Below are 15,941 nucleotides of genomic sequence, written 5' to 3'. Positions count from 1 at the left end.
TCAACACCCCAGAGAGGTACGGAACATGAAGCACACCGCAGCCCGCACCCGTCGTGCTGTGCTCCGCGCGACCACCAACTCGCACACCGGCCCGCACACCGCGTTCCGCGGACCGGGACGTAGCCGCCGTGCAGCGCGCGCGTGGGCACGCGCGAACGGTGCGGTCGTCCGCCTGACCACGCGCGTACAGGAAGGCCTTGAGGAGGCCGCCCGGCGACCGGACCGTGGCGACATCTCCACCACGACCGTCATCATCTGGGTGGCCGCCGTCACCGGTGCCGTCCTCATCGCCGGGACCATCGCCGTCGTGATCGCCAAGTACAACGGCCAGCTCAACGGCCTGTGATGCCAGCCCCGGACAAGCTGAAGAGCTGGTGGCAGGGGCGAAGATGGCGCGACGACCGTGGGGACACCAACATCCAGATGGCGATCATCTTCCCATTCGTGCTGCTCGCCACGGTCGCCGTCATCCAGGCCTCCATGTGGTACTACGCCCGGCAGATCGCTCTGACCGCCGCCCGCGAAGGCCTCACCGCCGCCCGCGCCTACCAGTCGAGCCCGGCCGCAGGCGCCGCCCAGGCCCAGGACGTGCTGAGGCGCACCGCTGGTGACAGCCTGCGCGGCTACAGCGTCGTGGCCAGCAGCGACGGGCAGCGGGTACGGGTGAGGGTGTCGGGCACGGCCCTGTCGATGATCCCGGGGGTGGCGGGCCTGCAGATCACGCAGTCAGCGTCCGGCCCCCTGGAGCGCTGGACCGTCCCCGGGGAGTGAATGACGTGCGATCCATGGCCCGTTGGGCTCGCAGCGTCCGCAACGACGAGGGGAGTGCCGCGATCGAGGCCGCGATCCTCCTGCCCGCGTTGATCATGTTCCTGTGCATGGCGATCGCCGGCGGCCGGATCGTGACCTCCGGCGCGAAGATCGATTCTGCGGCGGAGGACGCGGCGCGAGAAGCGTCCATCCACCGCACAGCAGCGGCCGCCCAGGGCGCCGCGCAGTCGGCGGCCGCGGAGTCCCTTGCAGACCAGGGCATCAAGTGCGCGTCGACGTCCGTCAGCATCAACACGGGCGGCCTCAGCGTGCCGGTGGGCCAGGTGGGGACGGTCTCCGCGACCGTGACCTGCACGGTCAATCTGTCCGATCTTCTGCTACCGGGCGTGCCGGGAGCCAAAACCCTCACGTCGACGGCGACCTCGATAGTGGACCAGTACCGGCAGCGGGGTGACTGATGATCTTCCCTCACGCAGACCACTGGAAAACACGGCTGGACGACTCCGGAGGCATCACCGTGTTCGTCGCCGTCTGCGTCATCGCGCTGATCGGGATCATCGGTGTCGCCGTCGACGGCGGGAGCAAGATGCGCGCCACGGAACGCGCCGACTACGTCGCCGGCGAAGCGGCCCGGGCGGGCGGGCAGGCCATCGATCCCGCCGAGGCCATCAACGGCACAGCAATCGTCGTGGATCCCCAGGACGCAGCGGCCGCCGCCCAGGCCTACTTGCGCTCCGCCGACGCCACCGGCACGGTCAGCGTGTCAGGCGACGGCAAGACCCTCACCGTCAACGTCACCACCTCCTACGACACGAAGTTTCTGTCGGTGGTTGGGATCGGCTCTCTGCCGGTGACCGGCCATGGCAAGGCCACCCTCCTGCATGGCGTCACCGCTCCTGAAGGAAACTGATGCGCACCACCCCCTCCCCCGCCGCGACGGCCGGCCGCACCCTGGCCCGGGCCCTCAAAGCCGTGCTCAGCTTGATCGTCCTGGCCGCCGCGGTCGCCGGGCTGCCGCTGCTGCTGGCCTGGGCCACCCCGGCCATCTGGGACGCCACCCACGACGACCTCAGGCACCTGCTGGACCGGCAGGACACCGGGGCGGTGTTTCTACTGCTACTCGTCGCGGTCGGCTGGATCGGGTGGGCGCAGTTCGCGTTCTGCGCCGTCCGCGAGCTGATCGCACAGCTGCGGGGCCGCACCTGGCGCGCCCCGCGCGGTCTGGGCTCCTCACAACGGGCCGCCGCGCTTCTGATCGGCAGCATCTTGGTCCTGCTGCCCACAAGTTCGGCTCTGGCCTCCGACGCGCAGGCCGCGCCTGCCAAGACCGGAGCCCTCGTCCCCGGCCACACGACGCAGGCCCCGCAAGCCACCGAAGCCGATCACGCCCCCGTGTCCGCGACGAGCACCTCGTCATCCCGCACGTCGTACACGGTGCGCGAGATGCGGCCCGCCGAGAGCCTGTGGGGCATCGCCGAACGGGAGTTGGGAGACGGCGAACGGTGGCGGGAGATCGCCGACCTGAACGAGGGCCGGACCATGGTCGATGGCCAAGTCTTCCGCGCGAACAGCTTTCTGCAGCCCGGCTGGCAGCTGGAGATGCCCGATGCAGCAGGAGGCATCCGTACGCAGCTGCAGGACGGCGCCCCGGCTGCCGACGAGAAGCGCGAGCACGTCGTCACGGTCCACTCCGGCGACTACCTGTCGAAGATCGCGGAGGAAGAGCTGGGCGACGGTGACGAGTGGCCTCGCCTGTTCGAGGCCAGCCGGGACAAGCCGCAGCCGAACGGGCTGCCCGCCATCTCCGACCCGGACGTCATCTACGCGGGACAGCAGGTCACCGTGCCCGGCTCCCAGCCCGACCAGCCGCCCCAAGACCACGGCCACGGTGCTGAGTCGGAGAGCCGAGAGGCCACTCCCCCGGCCACGCAGAGCCCCGACGGTGAGCAGTCGCCTGGCGGGAGCGCAGGGGAGGAACATGCGGCTGAGCCCAGCCGCACCGCTGCTCCCGCACCAGACGCGTCGGCTCCCAGCACTCAGGCGAGCCGCCCCGCCGAGGACGGTAGGCAGGATCAGGCTGCTCCGTCCGCATCGGCCTCCCCGACGCTCCGGCCGAGCAGCAGCGTCTCGCCCTCTGCCGCCTCGCCATCGGCTGAGTCGTCCGGCTCCGCTGTATCGTCACCCGCCGCCCCGTCGTCCGAGTCCCCGGTGACGGCTCCGGCCGGAGGCCCGCTGAACCTGCGCACCGTTCTCGGCGCCGGCGCACTCTTGGCGGCCGCCATTACTGGAGCTCTCGCCCTGCGCAGGACGCTGCAGCGCCGCCGCCGCAGGCCCGGCGAGAAGATCGCTATCGCGTCGGAGACATCCACCGCGGAAGCCCAGTTAGCGGCCGCCGCCGAGCCGGGGGGAGCTGCCCGCCTGGACGTGGCGCTGCGGACCCTGGCCCACCGGGCGGCCCAGGAGGACCCTGCGGTCGTGCCGCCGCTGCGGGCCGCACGGATCGGCGCCCGTGCAGTGGAGGTGCTGCCCGAGGATCTCTCCCAGGAGGCGCAGGCGCCCTTCGTCTCCGGGCAGGCCGGTTGGTGGATCCTGCCCTCCGACGCGGTCCTATTGGACGAGGCGGCCGCCCGCGAGGTGCCGGCACTGTATCCAGGGCTGGTCACGGTCGGCAGCACCGAGGCCGGTGAGCTTCTGCTACTCAACCTCGCGCAGTTGCCTGCGCTGCTGCTGGACGGCAACCCGGTCCACATCTCCGAGGTGTGCACCTCTCTCGCCCTGGAGCTCGGGATGAGCCCGTGGGCGAGTGACGTCGAGGTCGTGACGATCGGGTTCGGTGAGGACCTGCCGCAGCTGCTGCCCACCGCGCGGATCGCCCACATGCAGCACGCCGCCCACGCTCTGCGTGATCTGTCCGAGCGGCTGCTGGAAGCGCACCAGATGCCCGAAACCCAGCATCAGCCGTATCTGCTGCTGTGCGCGTCATCTCTGGACGCGGACACGGCCTGGCGGTTCGCCGACGTCATCGACAAGTCCGGCACGGTGCCCGTCACTCTGATCGCCCCGGCCAGTTCGGCGGCTGCACACTTCCCTGAGGCGGAAATCCTCAACGCCTCACTCAGCGGGCCGCAGACCCTCGAGTACGCCGGCATCGACATCACGGTGCAGCGTCTGGAGCACGCCGCTTGCGAGCAGATCACCACCGCGCTGAAGGTATCCGGGCAACCGTCCCATCCTGCCGAGGGTCCCTGGCAGGACGTCCCGGACGAGCCTGAGACGGTGCAGCAGCCGGATCCTCCCGCAGCGGAGGAACCCATCGCGCCCACGCCCGCTACCGCGAGTCCTTCGTTGGCAGTGGCGGCGGACCTGGGCGGCGAGGTCTTCCCTGCTCTGCTCGCCGCCACCTCCGATCCCGCTGGCCTTCGGCTCCTGCCCACGACGTCAGCTCAGGCCGACGCCCGGCCAGGCCCAGAAACCGCAACAGCGCCCCAGGCCCCCGAGCCCGTGGCGGCCGCGGACACCACGGCAGAAGAGGCAGCGGAAGCTGACGACCGCGAGGACTCCGCCGAGGAGTGCGAGGCGCACGACCTGCACGCGCCGGAGATCCGGGTTCTGGGCCCGGTCGAGGTGACCGGCGTGGACAGCACCGGCCACGGCCCGAGGATGGCGCAACTCGCCGCGTTGTTGTTCTTCCGGCCCGGGCGGAGCGCCGACGCCTTGTGTTCCGACATGGATCCCGTCAGCCCTTGGTCGCTCAGCACCCTCAACGCCCGGATGCAGGGCCTGCGCCGCTCTTTGGGGAACGACCCGACCGGCGACCCCTATGTGCCGCGCCGAAAGACCGGCGAGAGTCCCTACCGGCTCTCCCCCGGCGTGCGCTGCGACTGGACCCGCTTCCTCCAACTCGTCGAGCGCGCCCTGCCGCTGGGACCGGCCGGCCTGACCGAACTGGAGAGGGCCCTCACGCTCGTGCGGGGCCGGCCGTTCGGCGGCAAGCCCCTGCCCTGGGCCGAGCCATACCAGCAGGAAATGATCACGCGCATCATCGACGTCGCGCACACCGTGGCCACTTACCGCACGCCCACGGGTCCGCACTACGACCTCAGCGCGGCACGCCAGGCCGTCGCGACCGGCCTCGACGTCGACGATACTGCGGAACTGCTGTATCGCGACTGGTTCAGGATTGAGGCCGCAGCAGGCAACCGTCAGGGACTGCACACCGCCATCACCCGCGTCCAACAGATCAATCGGGCGCTCGACTGCTCGCTGGAGACGGAGACCGAACAGCTGATCAGCGAGCTACTCAACGGCCCGGGCCCGGCGGCACGCAAGGCCCTCTAGCCGATGTGTGAGCAGGTGCTTGGCGCGTCACTGCTGGCGGGGGCGAGGCGACGTCGCGGGCTGCGTACGCGCGGAGTTCCTCGGCAGCCTCATGGAAGGCGGGAGGGCGTGCACACCACTCGGCCAGGGTGTCGCGGACGCTGCGCGCAACGGCCTGCGCGCGCAGCACCAGGTCGTCGAGGCTCGTCACGTCGCCCTTCGGCCGTCACCGTGGAAGTGCATGAGTGCCCGCCGGCGGTAGGTCCCTTGGTCGACGGCGTCAGCCGATCCGACGTGTTCCAGGATCGCCAAGTGCAGGCCAGACAGGAGGAGGTCGAGGTCCGGGACCGTCGCGTCGGTGGCGATGCGCAATGGATCCTTCTCGTCAGGACGCGTTCAGGGAATCGGACCGCGCAAAACCGCACTGCGCAGGTCTGCGCAGTGATCACGATGCCTGCGCAATGCGTGTCTGATCAGGGGTTTCTTCCGATTGCGCAGCCTGATCCGCGTCGCGAGTTGCTGGCTGCGCAACGGTGCACCGTGGCTGGCCCTACTGTTGTGCGTCGGCGTGATGGCGTAGGAGGGCCTGCCGACGGCGCTCGAAGTCGATGGTGTTCTCGGTGATGTAGCCGGTGGTGACGGGCTTATTGTACTGGGCTGTGATGCCTCGGGCTGCGCAGTCCTGCGCGACGGCGTCCGCCTCCGGCTGGTCGTTGCGCAGCCGGTGCTCGGCCCAGACGTTGTAGACGCGGAACGGCAGGAAGTACCGGCGCAGAGTGGCAGGGCTGACCGGTTTGCCGCCCCGGCCGTGCATGTCCTTTTGCGCGAGATAGGGCGAGAGCTGCTCAGCCGTCGGCTCCTCGCCGTGCTCGGTCTGGTACTCCATCCATGCCTGGTAGTAGCGATCGACCGTGGTGAGGGCCGCTCGCGGCCCCGCTGAGTCTTCCGGCCCTGACCGCGGGGTGTCGATGGCGGCACTCACACGCGAGGGCCGATGCTCCTTGGCCGGTTGGGCGCCGGCACCGACCGGAGCCTGCTCGGGCTCGTCAGCGTTGAGGAGGGGCTCAACGGAGTCGGCGATCTCTTGGTCACCGGAGGCCGGTTCCGTCTCGTCGAACTCGCGCCGGCGGAAGATGGCGACGAATCCCTCCAGGTCTTCCGCCGTGATGGGCTGACCGTTTCCGCCTGTGATCTGGTCCCGTCCGTAGACGTACGTGGCGAGGGCGGCGGCATTGGGGTAGACACCGTGCTCCTGCGCGTACGCGAGCCAGGCGTTGTAAAAGTAGTCGCCCCAGCCGTCGCCCGCGCCGTGCAGAGCGTCCTGAGGATCTGTCTCAAGATCGGCGGAGGGCGCGTAACGCTCCTTGAAGAGCGTCAGCAGGGGTTCGAGTTGCTCCTCGGACAGCGGCCCACCGGCCGCTGTAGCGATGCCGTACTGGTCTTGGAGCCAGAGAGCGAACTGCGCACTCGTGGGCTCGAATCCAAAGGCCACCACCCACTCCTGGTAGGCGTTGGCGAAGTGCGGGGCGTTCCCAGTATCTCCAAGGTCGTGCGTCTTCTCGGGGTGCGCGGCTCTCGTCTGTCCCATCATCTGGAGCTCCCCGCCGCCCGCATTCGTGGGTTCCTGCTCCTGGCCGATCCCGGCCTCGAATTCGGGGCTCTGCCGCTGTGTCGGAATCGGGGCCCGCTCGACGGTGAACTGAACCGGCGGCTCGTCGATGCCAGCGGCGGCCAGCCCGGCCGGGGCCGTCTCGGCGAGGGGAACGCCGTAGCGGGCCAGGCGGAGCGGCGTCAGTGCCTCCACCGGGGCCTTGCGGCGCCAGGCGCGGCCGAAGCGGGAGTGGAGGCTTGCCTGATAGACGAGGCGTTCCTGTTCGAGCTTAATTACCTGCTCGTACGAGCGCAGCTCCCACAGCTTCATGCGGCGCCACAGTAGAAAGGTCGGAATCGGGGAGAGGAGCCAGCGGGTGAGGCGGACGCCCTCCATGTGCTTGTCGGCCGTAATTTCGGCGATGCGGCCGATCGCGTGGCGGGCCGCTTCGACGGCGACTACGAACAGCACCGGGATCACCGCATGCATGCCCACGCCCAGCGGGTCGGGCCACGCCGCCGCGCCGTTGAAGGCGATCGTGGCCGCTGTCAGGAGCCAGGCCGTCTGTCGGAGCAGCGGGAAGGGGATGCGGATCCAGGTCAGGAGCAAGTCCAGGGCGAGCAGAACACAGATGCCGGCGTCGATGCCGATCGGATACACATAACTGAAGCTTCCGAAGCCCTTCTTCAGTGCCAGCTCACGCACAGCAGCGTATGACCCCGCGAAGCCGATGCCAGCGATGATCGCGGCCCCGAACACGACGACGCCGATGAGAACCCGATGCGCCCGGGTCAGCTCGGCTAACCCGCCCCTCCCCGCGGCCATCGTCCCGCTCCCCTCGTTCCTTCTCTCAACTGAGCAGCTCTCACACTGCCACGTGAAAGCCCGTTGTGGGGTATAGGAACAAGACGGAGGGCGTGTTCCTCATCTACCGTGCCACCAGCAGCCTCGATCTCAGCAACCCGAACGCGCTGCGGCGGCCACTCAGCGCACACCTGGCCCGTTGCAACGGAGTGAGTCGCCTCATCGACGACCGACTCCCCCAGCCCCCAGCCATGCGCGCGCGGCGTACGCCACTCCAACTCCTCTGAGTCGCCGCCCAGCCCGCGATCCGTCCGATTCGCACGCTCACACGGTGCAAGAACCCAAGAGGATCCCGACAAAAGCGCCAGTCAGGAGAAACGGGCCAAATGGGATCGACGCATTGCGACCGGCACGTCGCACGAGAATGAGAACGATGCCGAACAAAGCGCCGAACAGATACCCGGCGAACGTTCCGATTAGCCAGACCCCCCATCCGTACCACCCGAGGACAGCCCCGAGAGCAAGAGCGAGCTTCACATCGCCGAACCCGAAACCCCCCGGGTTGATCAGGAATAACACCAGGTAACAGGCGCCGAGCGTGAGAGAACCCATTAACGCAGTCCGCCAACTGCCGCTGGCGCCGGGCATCAGCGCGGCACCTCCCAGGCCGACGAGCGCGCATGCCACGAACGGCAACATGACGACGTCGGGTAGCCGGTGCACCGCCACGTCGACGATGGCGAGCACCACCGCAATTGGCACGAGCAACAGCCACACGACCAACTCGGGACGGGCCCCAGTGGCCACGGCCAGCACACCACAGACCATGGCGACCCCCGCGGAGATGACGGATGTACTGGGCCCGAACCTGTCCCCGTCAGTGCAATGAGCCAGCCCCAGCCACCCCGACCTGATCCCCTCCAAAGGGTGTCCTGCCGGACACGCAGTCCGCGACGCCTCTCCCCACGGCACAGAGAGCCGGTACACAACGCGCGGTACTAGCAAGCCTGTGCCAGCACCCCACAGGACGGCCGCCACGGTGATCCACGACATCTCCACCGAAGGGAGCTTAAGCTCAGCCCCGTCCTGCACGCTCTCAACTTCGACAAGACGGTCAAGGTAACCGACACTCAGAAACCCAAGGGCAGTTCAGCAAGCATGACGGCGTACACCGGAGAGTCCGCAAACGGCTGACGCTCCCCGACCTTCCGGAAACCCCAGGACTCATACATCTGCTGCACTTTGGGGTGGTCGGTGTCGACGAGGAGGACCACCAAGTCATCGTCTCGGTTCTCGAGCAGGGCCCGGCTAACCAGTTCGGCCACGCCCATCTTCCGGTACTGCGTCCGGACGGCCAGCTCCGAGTAGGCGAAGGTCTGGTGCTTCTCCGGTGCGGGGTGCACGTGCTCGCGCCACCACTCGCGCCCCGGCGTCGCCGGGGCGCCGTAAGCGAAGGCCGCCGCCTGATCACCGTCGTACGCGATCACGCAGTCGAAGGCCGGGTTGCCGCCCCAGTTGTCTACGAACCACGGGAAGCGCTGGTTGAACTCGTCATCCATCGCATCTGCGTAGGCATTGGCATGTACGTCGATCAGCGTCTGGCGGATCTTCGGGAGGTCGTCATGGGAGTAACGGCGGACAACCAGATCAGCGGCACTCAAGATCGACTCCATTCGGCTCGGAAGCGGTCTCCCCACTCTCGTGCGACCCCGGCGTCCGGCGCAAGGGTGATCAAATCGCGGTGGAAGTCACCGAGGAGCGTCCGCATGCGGCCGGGGAGCGGGTATCCCGCCATGAGATCGAACACCTTGGACGCGGAGTCGCACGCCTGGTCGACGTCCCGCTGGTGGAGCTGAGCCAGAGCAAGCCGCGTGATGGCCAGAGCACGGTTCCGGCGGAACTGCTGCGGAATCGTCCCGAGCGCCCGGTGAGACTCGGCCTCAGCGTCCGCAGGCCGCCCGATCCGGTCCTTCACGATAGCCGCCATGGCGGAGAGTTCAGCATCCCCGTAGAAGGCCATCCAGCTCGGCCGGGGCTCGTCGGTAGACGCCTTTCCCAGGGCCTCCTTGGCGTACTCCAGGGAGCGGATAGCGGCCTGCTCGTCACCGAGGTTGGAATAGGCGATGGCAATACGAGCGTGCGCGAGGGACGAGAACAGCGGATTCCGACGGGTGATGGCTGTTGCCTGGGCCGCATATCCGGCGTCCACTGCTTGTGTGTACTCGCGCCGCTGATGGGCGAGCATCGCGTAGGAGTTCCAGACCCTCATCTCCACCATTGGGTCCTTGGCCATTCCGGCCAGGTACAGGGCACGGTCGAGATGCTGCTGAGTCTGATCGAGTCTACGGGCATCGAGGGCTGACCAGGCGGCCGTTGCCGTGTAGTCGGCGGCTAGGGAGAACAAGCGCTGACGGACGCGCTGCGAGGCCGCCTGGGCGAGCTTTCCGAGGGCTTCGTCTGCGCCGGCCAACGCCGCACGCTCTAGTCCCTCATGACCTCCTCGGCTGTCATCCAAGGCCATGAGTGCGTCCAAACCGCTTCTGAGCCGGATCACATCGGAAGAACCCACCCTCATGGGTCGAGAATCGGCCGCCACGACGGAGACTGCGGTTCCGGTGGTAGCGGAGAAAAAGGTCCTGCGCCTCACAGGTGACTCCGGATCGGTGATGGAGCGTGCCGCAGGCGGGTGGAAGCCCAGCTCCTCGGCCGTACACCCGAATACTGCCTCTAAGGCTTCCCGCTGGCGGAGGTGGGGCCACTTGGTTTTTCCGGTCACCCAATTCCGGACAGTTCGGTCACTGACCGTTCCGTCGCATCCGCGAGAACGCAGCAAGCCGTTGACCTTCTCGGCCAACTCGGCCTGGGTGAAGCCCAGCTCGGCCATGGCAGCGGTGAGGCTCACGTTCCCTTCCACACCTCCACGGTAGCCACTGAGTCACCGTCAGAAGGCCTGGGCACCCGGAAATTTCCGGTAGTACGCGATGCATACGCGGCCGGCTTTTCCTCCTCGCATGGCGTCCAGGGCCGTTGACTGGTGGAAGGCCGTCGTACACCGACCCCCCTGAGGTTCAGATGATCGTGCCAGCGCAGCCCTACCCCGCCCGGAGTCCGGAGTTCTCCGCGATCCTCCCCGGTCTGGAGGAGAGCGCCGAGATCGCCCGGCAGCTCGTACGCGCGACGCTCAATGCGTGGGAGATGGAGCACCTGACGGACTCAGGAGTTCTCGTCGTGACCGAGTTGGTGGCCAACGCGGTTCAGCACACCAACTCCTGCTATATCAGGGTCGTCGCCTCCCGCTCCAACCCACGGTTCGTACGGATCGGGGTGGTCGACAACGCCCGCATGCTGCCAGAAATGAACAAGCCGGGAGCCGAACTCCTCACCAGCGGCCGGGGCCTGCTCCTGGTCGACGCTCTCTGCGAGCGCTGGGGAACGGACATGTATCGCTTGGGCAAGGAGGTGTGGGGCGAATTGCCGGTATACCCGCCGCATGGACAGGGCGGGGGCGACGGGCTGCGCGGGGACACGGCCGACGCCCCCCCACGCCGACCCTCGCAGCGTCATCACGCACCTCAACCAGCCGTCTTGTGAACACGGCGGCCAGCGACGCACACACCTGATCCAGCCGTACCTCAGCCAGTCCTACCTGCTCCCGTGAACATTGAGGCGCGGCCGGTGCTCGAGGCGCGCGCCGACTTCCCCGAAGTCGAGGAAGCGATGACATTGGAGTCGGTTGAAGGCGAGCAGCTCTGCGGCCCGTGGACCGCGTCAGCTCGGAGCCAAGATCGCTATGCCCCGTGGGTACGGAAAGGTCTGTCACGCCTTGATCAAGCCTGCCTGAAGCCCCGCGTGGACCACCGCTCGCCCGTCGCACGGCAGCGCACTCCTGGGCGTCTGCCGGGCTGCCTTGCCCTCGTCCAACCCGCCGCGCCCCCATAGCAGCGAGCTTTCCCCATACCTCTGAGGCCCTGATGACCCCAATCCAAACACTGAACACCAGCCCCGACCCGCTGTTTTTCCTCACCTTGAGGCGGCGCACGGTTGAGGCGGAGGGGGCTGCGCCACACGCCCATGGGCATGGGGTGTGTCCATGAGTGGCACCTTTCAGCCCGCATTCCACCCGGCTGGCTTCGACAGTGCGCTGCGCGTCGTGCTGGACGACGTGCGGGCGGGGCGATGGCGGTCGATGAAAGCCCTGCTGGAGACCTGCGCCACGTGGGGATTACGGACTTCACGAAGCCAGGTCCTGGCGGCGGCAGCGGCCCATGGAGACGCCGTCGAGGCGTGGTTGCAGGAGGATCCACACGTCAACGCGGTGATGATGCGGGCGCGTGTGTTGGTCGAGCGAGCACTGAACGCCCAGCGTGCCGGACAGCGGGGCGTGGGGTCGCTGGCTGATCGTGCGCGGAGGGCGTGCTGGGAGGCGGCGCGAAGCTGGCCTGCCGACCCCGTGCCATGGGTGGGCTTACTGGCGTTAGCGCAGGTGGACTCTCCTGACGTGTACCAGCGTCGGCCCGAACACCGGGTGCAGGCCTGGGAGTACATGCTGCCGTACGGGCCGTGGGGTTTGCTTCGCGAGGTCCAGGAGCGTGATCCGGGCAATCGCGAGGCGTGGCATCGCATGCTGCAGGCGATGCAGGCCTACGGGGCGAACGCTTACGACTTCGTGCGCTGGGTGTCGACCTGGGCGCCAGCAGGGTCACCGCTCGTCCTGCTGCCGCTGTATCTCCACGCGGAGTACTACGGAAGCCAACGGGCCAAGGGCCAGCTCACGCCCCTGTACTGGACGAGGGATCCGGTCTCCCATTACACGCTGCGCGCGCTGGCCTGGTGGTTTCCGCAGGCCGATGCCAGGTCGTGGTCGCCGCTGGACTTGAACCATCTGGCGCAGGCGCTGCATTCGGGTGGGTTAGGCGTGGGGGCTGATGCGGTCTTTGAGGCGATCGGGCCTTTCGTCACGCCGGTGCCGTGGAAGTACGTCGCTGACGCGCCGGAGCGGTGGCTGGAGGAGTTCGAGCGGGCTCGCAGCCGTTACGTGCGGGATCCGGAAACTGGGCCGCTCCATGTGGGGAGACGCCGATGACGGGCCCACGCTGCGCCTGCCGGGCCCCGCCTACTGCCCGATGTCGTGCCTTGCACGCCGCAGTGTCCCGACCCCTTCACCCCTTGCTTCGGAGGTAACTGCGTTGTCTTCCCCGAGAACTGCCCGTCACTCCTTGAACGACGAGGCGACGCTGCGGCGCCTGGGCTATCAGCCCGAACTGGCCCGCCGCATGGGCCCGTTCGGTAACTTCGCATTGAGCTTTTCCATCATCAGTGTCCTGTCCGGGTGCATGACCCTGTTCGGGTTCGGGCTCACCACGGGTGGACCGGCCGTCATGCTGTGGGGCTGGGCCCTCGTGGGCCTGATGGTGCTGGCGGTCGGCGCGGCACTGGCCGAGGTCACCTCGGCCTACCCGGTCTCCGGGGCCCTCTACTTCATGGCCAGCAAGCTGGGCGGACCGCGCTGGGGCTACGTCACCGGCTGGTTCAACCTGCTCGGCCTGCTCGGCGGGATGGCCGGCGGCTGCTACGGCACCGCCCTGTTCACCGGAGCGTGGCTCAACCTCCAGTGGGGCATCACCCCCACCCCGGAGCGGACGTTAGGGATCTTCGCCACCATCCTCTTGCTGCTGGCCACCCTCAACCTGTTCGGCGTGCGCCTGGTGTCCATACTCAACTCGATCAGCGTGTGGTGGCACCTCGCCGGCGTCGCAGTGATCGTGGGAGCGCTGGTCTGGGTGCCCTCCCATCACCAAGCCCCCCAGTTCGTGTTCGGGGAGTTCTCCAACGGCACCGGGTGGAGCAACCCTCTCTACGTCGGTCTGCTCGGGCTGTTGCTGGCGCAGTACACCTTCAGCGGCTACGACGCCTCAGCGCACCTGAGCGAGGAGACCAAGCACGCCCAGATCAGCGCCGCCCGGGGGATCGTCCGCTCGATCTTCTGGTCGTGGGTGGTGGGCTTCGTCCTGCTGGCCGGGCTGCTGTTCGCGATCCAGGACTACGCCGGCACCGTGGGCAGTGCGACCGGAGTTCCGCCCGCCCAGATCCTCATCGACGCGCTCGGCCCGAGTGCCGCCAAGGTCCTGCTTCTGGTCGTCATCATGGCGCAACTGTTCTGCGCGAATGCCGGTTTGGCGTCGGCCAGCCGCATGGTGTTCGCCTTCTCCCGCGACGGCGCTCTGCCGTTCCACCGCACCTGGCGACGGCTGAGCGCCCGGACCAAGACCCCCATTGCGGCCGTGTGGCTGTCGGTCGCCGTGCCCTTCATCCTCGCTCTGCCCTCGCTGTACTCCGTCACCGCGTACACCGCGATCACCTCGATCAACGTCATCGGCATCACCCCCGCCTACGCCATCCCCGTCTACCTGCGGCTCCGAGCCGGCAGACGCTTCACGCCAGGCCCCTGGCACTTGGGCCGTTGGAGCAAGCCGATCGGCTGGCTCGCCGTGATGTGGGTCGGCTTCGTGACCGTCCTGTTCTGCCTCCCCGCAGTCAGCCCGGTCACCGCAGACACTTTCAACTACGCCCCCCTCGCCCTGCTGGCGGTACTGGCTCTCGCCGCCGTTCTGTGGTCAACCCGCGGCCGGCGAAGCTACGGCATACCCGCCTACGGCACCGCGGCCGAGCGCGACGACATGGCGGAGAACGTCGTATGAATCAGACACCCAACACCTCAGCAAACACCGGGCGGCGGCACGCTGTGCACGGTTTCGAGGGCCTACGGCAGCTGGTGGAGCGCGGCACCGTGACCACGGTCCTATTAGCTGTGCCCGACATGCAGGGCCGGTTGAAGGGAAAGCGCATCGGCGCCACCCATTTCCTCGACCACATAGCGGCTGGCGGCGCCGAGATGTGCGCATACGTCCTCGCCACCGACGTCGACATGCGCCCGCTGGACGGATTCGCGCTGGCCTCCTTCGACACCGGCTACGGCGACATGGGATTACTCCCCGACCCGGAGGCCGTCTACCAACTGGCATGGATGCCGCGCAGCGCCCTGGTCTTCGCCGACGCGATCGGTCACGACGGACAGCCGGTCGGTGTGGCTCCCCGGCAGATTCTGTGGCAGCAGCTCACCCGCCTCGCCCACCGGGGCATCATCGCCCAGGTCGGGCTGGAGACCGAGTTCGTGCTCTGCCACGACGGCAACACCGACGCCGAGGAGGCCGGCCACCGTGGGATACAGCCGCTGACTGGGGGCAACCTGGACTACGCCCTCAATCATCCTCGGGCAATGCGCCGGTACGTCGAGGACCTGGAGGAGTGCCTCGCCGGGGTGGGGCGGCCGATCGAGGCAATCAAAACCGAGGGCGCCCCCGGGCAGATCGAGGTCACGTTCCCCTACGGCGATCCCATGGCCGCAGCTGACACCCACCTGCTCTTCAAGCACGCGGCTCGGACAATCGCAGAGGGCCTAGGCATGGCGCCGACGTTCATGGCCGCGCCCATGACCGGCGTCGGCAGCGGCTGCCACATCCACCTCTCCCTGACCGGCGACGGCATCCCCCTGTTCGCCGAAACTGACGGAAAGATGCCGGAGTTGACCCGCTACGCCATCGCCGGGCTGCTCGATGTCCTGCCCCACCTGGCACTGATGTACGCGCCCACGCCCAACTCCTACAAGCGGCTGGTCCCCGGCACCTTCGCCCCGGTGAACTTCACCTGGGGCCGCGACAACCGCACCTGCGCCGTGCGGGTCGTCGGCCACGGCGACAACCTCCACCTAGAGGTCCGCCTGCCTGGCGCCAACGCCAACCCTTACCTCGCGCTTGCCGCGGTCCTTGCTGCTGTGCAGTACGGCCTCGACCACAAACTCGAACCGCCCCGACCGTGTATTGGCAACGCCTTCGACTGGGCCGGGGCCACGCCAGTACCCGGCTCGCTGGAGGAGGCGCTCGCCGCGCTCCAGACCAGCCCCCTCCCCCCGTCCGACCTGCTCACCGCTGCCGGCGTAGCGCACTACATCAACGCCGCCCGCCACGAGATCGCCGCGCACCGGATGGCCGTGAACGACTTCGACCTGCGGCGAGAGTTCGCCACGGCCTGACCCCTCGACCCCCGCGTGCGGCAGCCCCGTCGTAGCCACTGCCGTGCGCGGGTCCCCGGCCCCGTCGTCGAGAACAACTCCCCGCTCGGCGACGGGGCGTGCCGAACGCCCTCGTTCCCCGGGACAAGACGGTGGCCCCGGGGGACGGGGGCCCAAGAAGCCGATCAGGCCAATGCCTTCTGGACAGGATCTTCAGTGACCCAGACCCGCTTCACCGTGCTCAACGTCGTGCTGAACCTGTTGCTCGACCTGACCCAGCAAGCAGTCAGGTTCAGTTTCAAAACTGACCAATGGGACTCGCTCGCCGTCTACGACGCCGACGGCTGCACGGCCTTCATCCCGGACGGTGACACCGCATGACACCCCCTG

General features: G+C 68.2%; 14 protein-coding genes. 10 read left to right on the top strand and 4 right to left on the bottom strand.

The window, feature by feature from the left end; genetic code table 11:
• Positions 1-25: 25 nt before the first annotated feature.
• The 5 genes from ACFULQ_RS05290 to ACFULQ_RS05270 are packed head-to-tail and all read left to right on the top strand — an operon-like array spanning position 26 to position 5,109.
• Positions 26-346: a hypothetical protein gene (locus ACFULQ_RS05290; RefSeq protein WP_383538405.1), complete on the top strand. Its 321-nt coding sequence runs from the start codon at positions 26-28 to the stop codon at positions 344-346.
• On the top strand, positions 346-771 hold the full coding sequence (locus tag ACFULQ_RS05285; protein ID WP_383538403.1) for a TadE/TadG family type IV pilus assembly protein: 426 nt from the start codon (positions 346-348) through the stop codon (positions 769-771). Before ACFULQ_RS05290 ends, ACFULQ_RS05285 begins: the two co-directional genes overlap by 1 nt.
• Positions 772-785: 14 nt before the next feature.
• Positions 786-1,229 carry a TadE/TadG family type IV pilus assembly protein gene (locus ACFULQ_RS05280; protein ID WP_383538400.1) on the top strand — a complete coding sequence of 148 codons (444 nt, stop codon included), beginning with the start codon at positions 786-788 and terminating at the stop codon, positions 1,227-1,229.
• Positions 1,229-1,681, top strand: a complete 453-nt coding sequence (locus ACFULQ_RS05275; protein WP_383538398.1) for a TadE/TadG family type IV pilus assembly protein — start codon at positions 1,229-1,231, stop codon at positions 1,679-1,681. The genes ACFULQ_RS05280 and ACFULQ_RS05275 overlap by 1 nt, the downstream gene beginning before the upstream one ends.
• The gene (locus ACFULQ_RS05270; RefSeq protein WP_383538395.1) at positions 1,681-5,109 is read left to right on the top strand and encodes a hypothetical protein; all 3,429 of its coding nucleotides are present in this window, start codon (positions 1,681-1,683) and stop codon (positions 5,107-5,109) included. Before ACFULQ_RS05275 ends, ACFULQ_RS05270 begins: the two co-directional genes overlap by 1 nt.
• Before the next feature lie 529 nt (positions 5,110-5,638).
• Here ACFULQ_RS05270 and ACFULQ_RS05265 read toward each other — a convergent pair.
• The 4 genes from ACFULQ_RS05265 to ACFULQ_RS05250 all read right to left on the bottom strand — a co-directional run bounded on the left by ACFULQ_RS05265 (position 5,639) and on the right by ACFULQ_RS05250 (position 10,397).
• Complete coding sequence (locus ACFULQ_RS05265) at positions 5,639-7,504, bottom strand: DUF2637 domain-containing protein (RefSeq protein WP_383538392.1); 1,866 nt, start codon at positions 7,502-7,504, stop codon at positions 5,639-5,641.
• 303 nt (positions 7,505-7,807) lie between these two features.
• Complete coding sequence (locus tag ACFULQ_RS05260) at positions 7,808-8,536, bottom strand: prepilin peptidase (protein WP_383538472.1); 729 nt, start codon at positions 8,534-8,536, stop codon at positions 7,808-7,810.
• Between the two features lie 77 nt (positions 8,537-8,613).
• Positions 8,614-9,156: a GNAT family N-acetyltransferase gene (locus tag ACFULQ_RS05255; protein ID WP_383538390.1), complete on the bottom strand. Its 543-nt coding sequence runs from the start codon at positions 9,154-9,156 to the stop codon at positions 8,614-8,616.
• Positions 9,141-10,397 (bottom strand): XRE family transcriptional regulator, encoded by a 1,257-nt coding sequence (locus ACFULQ_RS05250; protein WP_383538387.1) that lies wholly within the window; start codon positions 10,395-10,397, stop codon positions 9,141-9,143. Before ACFULQ_RS05250 ends, ACFULQ_RS05255 begins: the two co-directional genes overlap by 16 nt.
• 158 nt (positions 10,398-10,555) lie before the next feature.
• On the opposite strand from ACFULQ_RS05250, the gene ACFULQ_RS05245 reads away from it, so the two are divergent.
• The 5 genes from ACFULQ_RS05245 to ACFULQ_RS05225 all read left to right on the top strand — a co-directional run bounded on the left by ACFULQ_RS05245 (position 10,556) and on the right by ACFULQ_RS05225 (position 15,932).
• Positions 10,556-11,074, top strand: coding sequence for an ATP-binding protein (locus tag ACFULQ_RS05245; RefSeq protein ID WP_383538386.1), 519 nt, complete (start codon positions 10,556-10,558; stop codon positions 11,072-11,074).
• 499 nt (positions 11,075-11,573) lie between these two features.
• Positions 11,574-12,566 carry a hypothetical protein gene (locus tag ACFULQ_RS05240; RefSeq protein WP_383538384.1) on the top strand — a complete coding sequence of 331 codons (993 nt, stop codon included), beginning with the start codon at positions 11,574-11,576 and terminating at the stop codon, positions 12,564-12,566.
• Positions 12,567-12,756: 190 nt separating this feature from the next.
• Positions 12,757-14,181 carry an amino acid permease gene (locus tag ACFULQ_RS05235; RefSeq protein ID WP_383538469.1) on the top strand — a complete coding sequence of 475 codons (1,425 nt, stop codon included), beginning with the start codon at positions 12,757-12,759 and terminating at the stop codon, positions 14,179-14,181.
• The gene (locus ACFULQ_RS05230) at positions 14,178-15,572 is read left to right on the top strand and encodes a glutamine synthetase family protein (protein ID WP_383538381.1); all 1,395 of its coding nucleotides are present in this window, start codon (positions 14,178-14,180) and stop codon (positions 15,570-15,572) included. Before ACFULQ_RS05235 ends, ACFULQ_RS05230 begins: the two co-directional genes overlap by 4 nt.
• A 195-nt stretch (positions 15,573-15,767) precedes the next feature.
• Positions 15,768-15,932, top strand: a complete 165-nt coding sequence (locus tag ACFULQ_RS05225; protein ID WP_383538380.1) for a hypothetical protein — start codon at positions 15,768-15,770, stop codon at positions 15,930-15,932.
• The last annotated feature ends 9 nt before the right edge of the window (positions 15,933-15,941 follow it).

Source organism: Streptomyces sp. NPDC057253 (genome assembly GCF_042669125.1).
In the GTDB taxonomy this organism is placed as follows: domain Bacteria; phylum Actinomycetota; class Actinomycetes; order Streptomycetales; family Streptomycetaceae; genus Streptomyces.
Note: the sequence above shows the minus strand (reverse complement) of the source record. Positions and strands in the feature narration are given on the sequence as shown.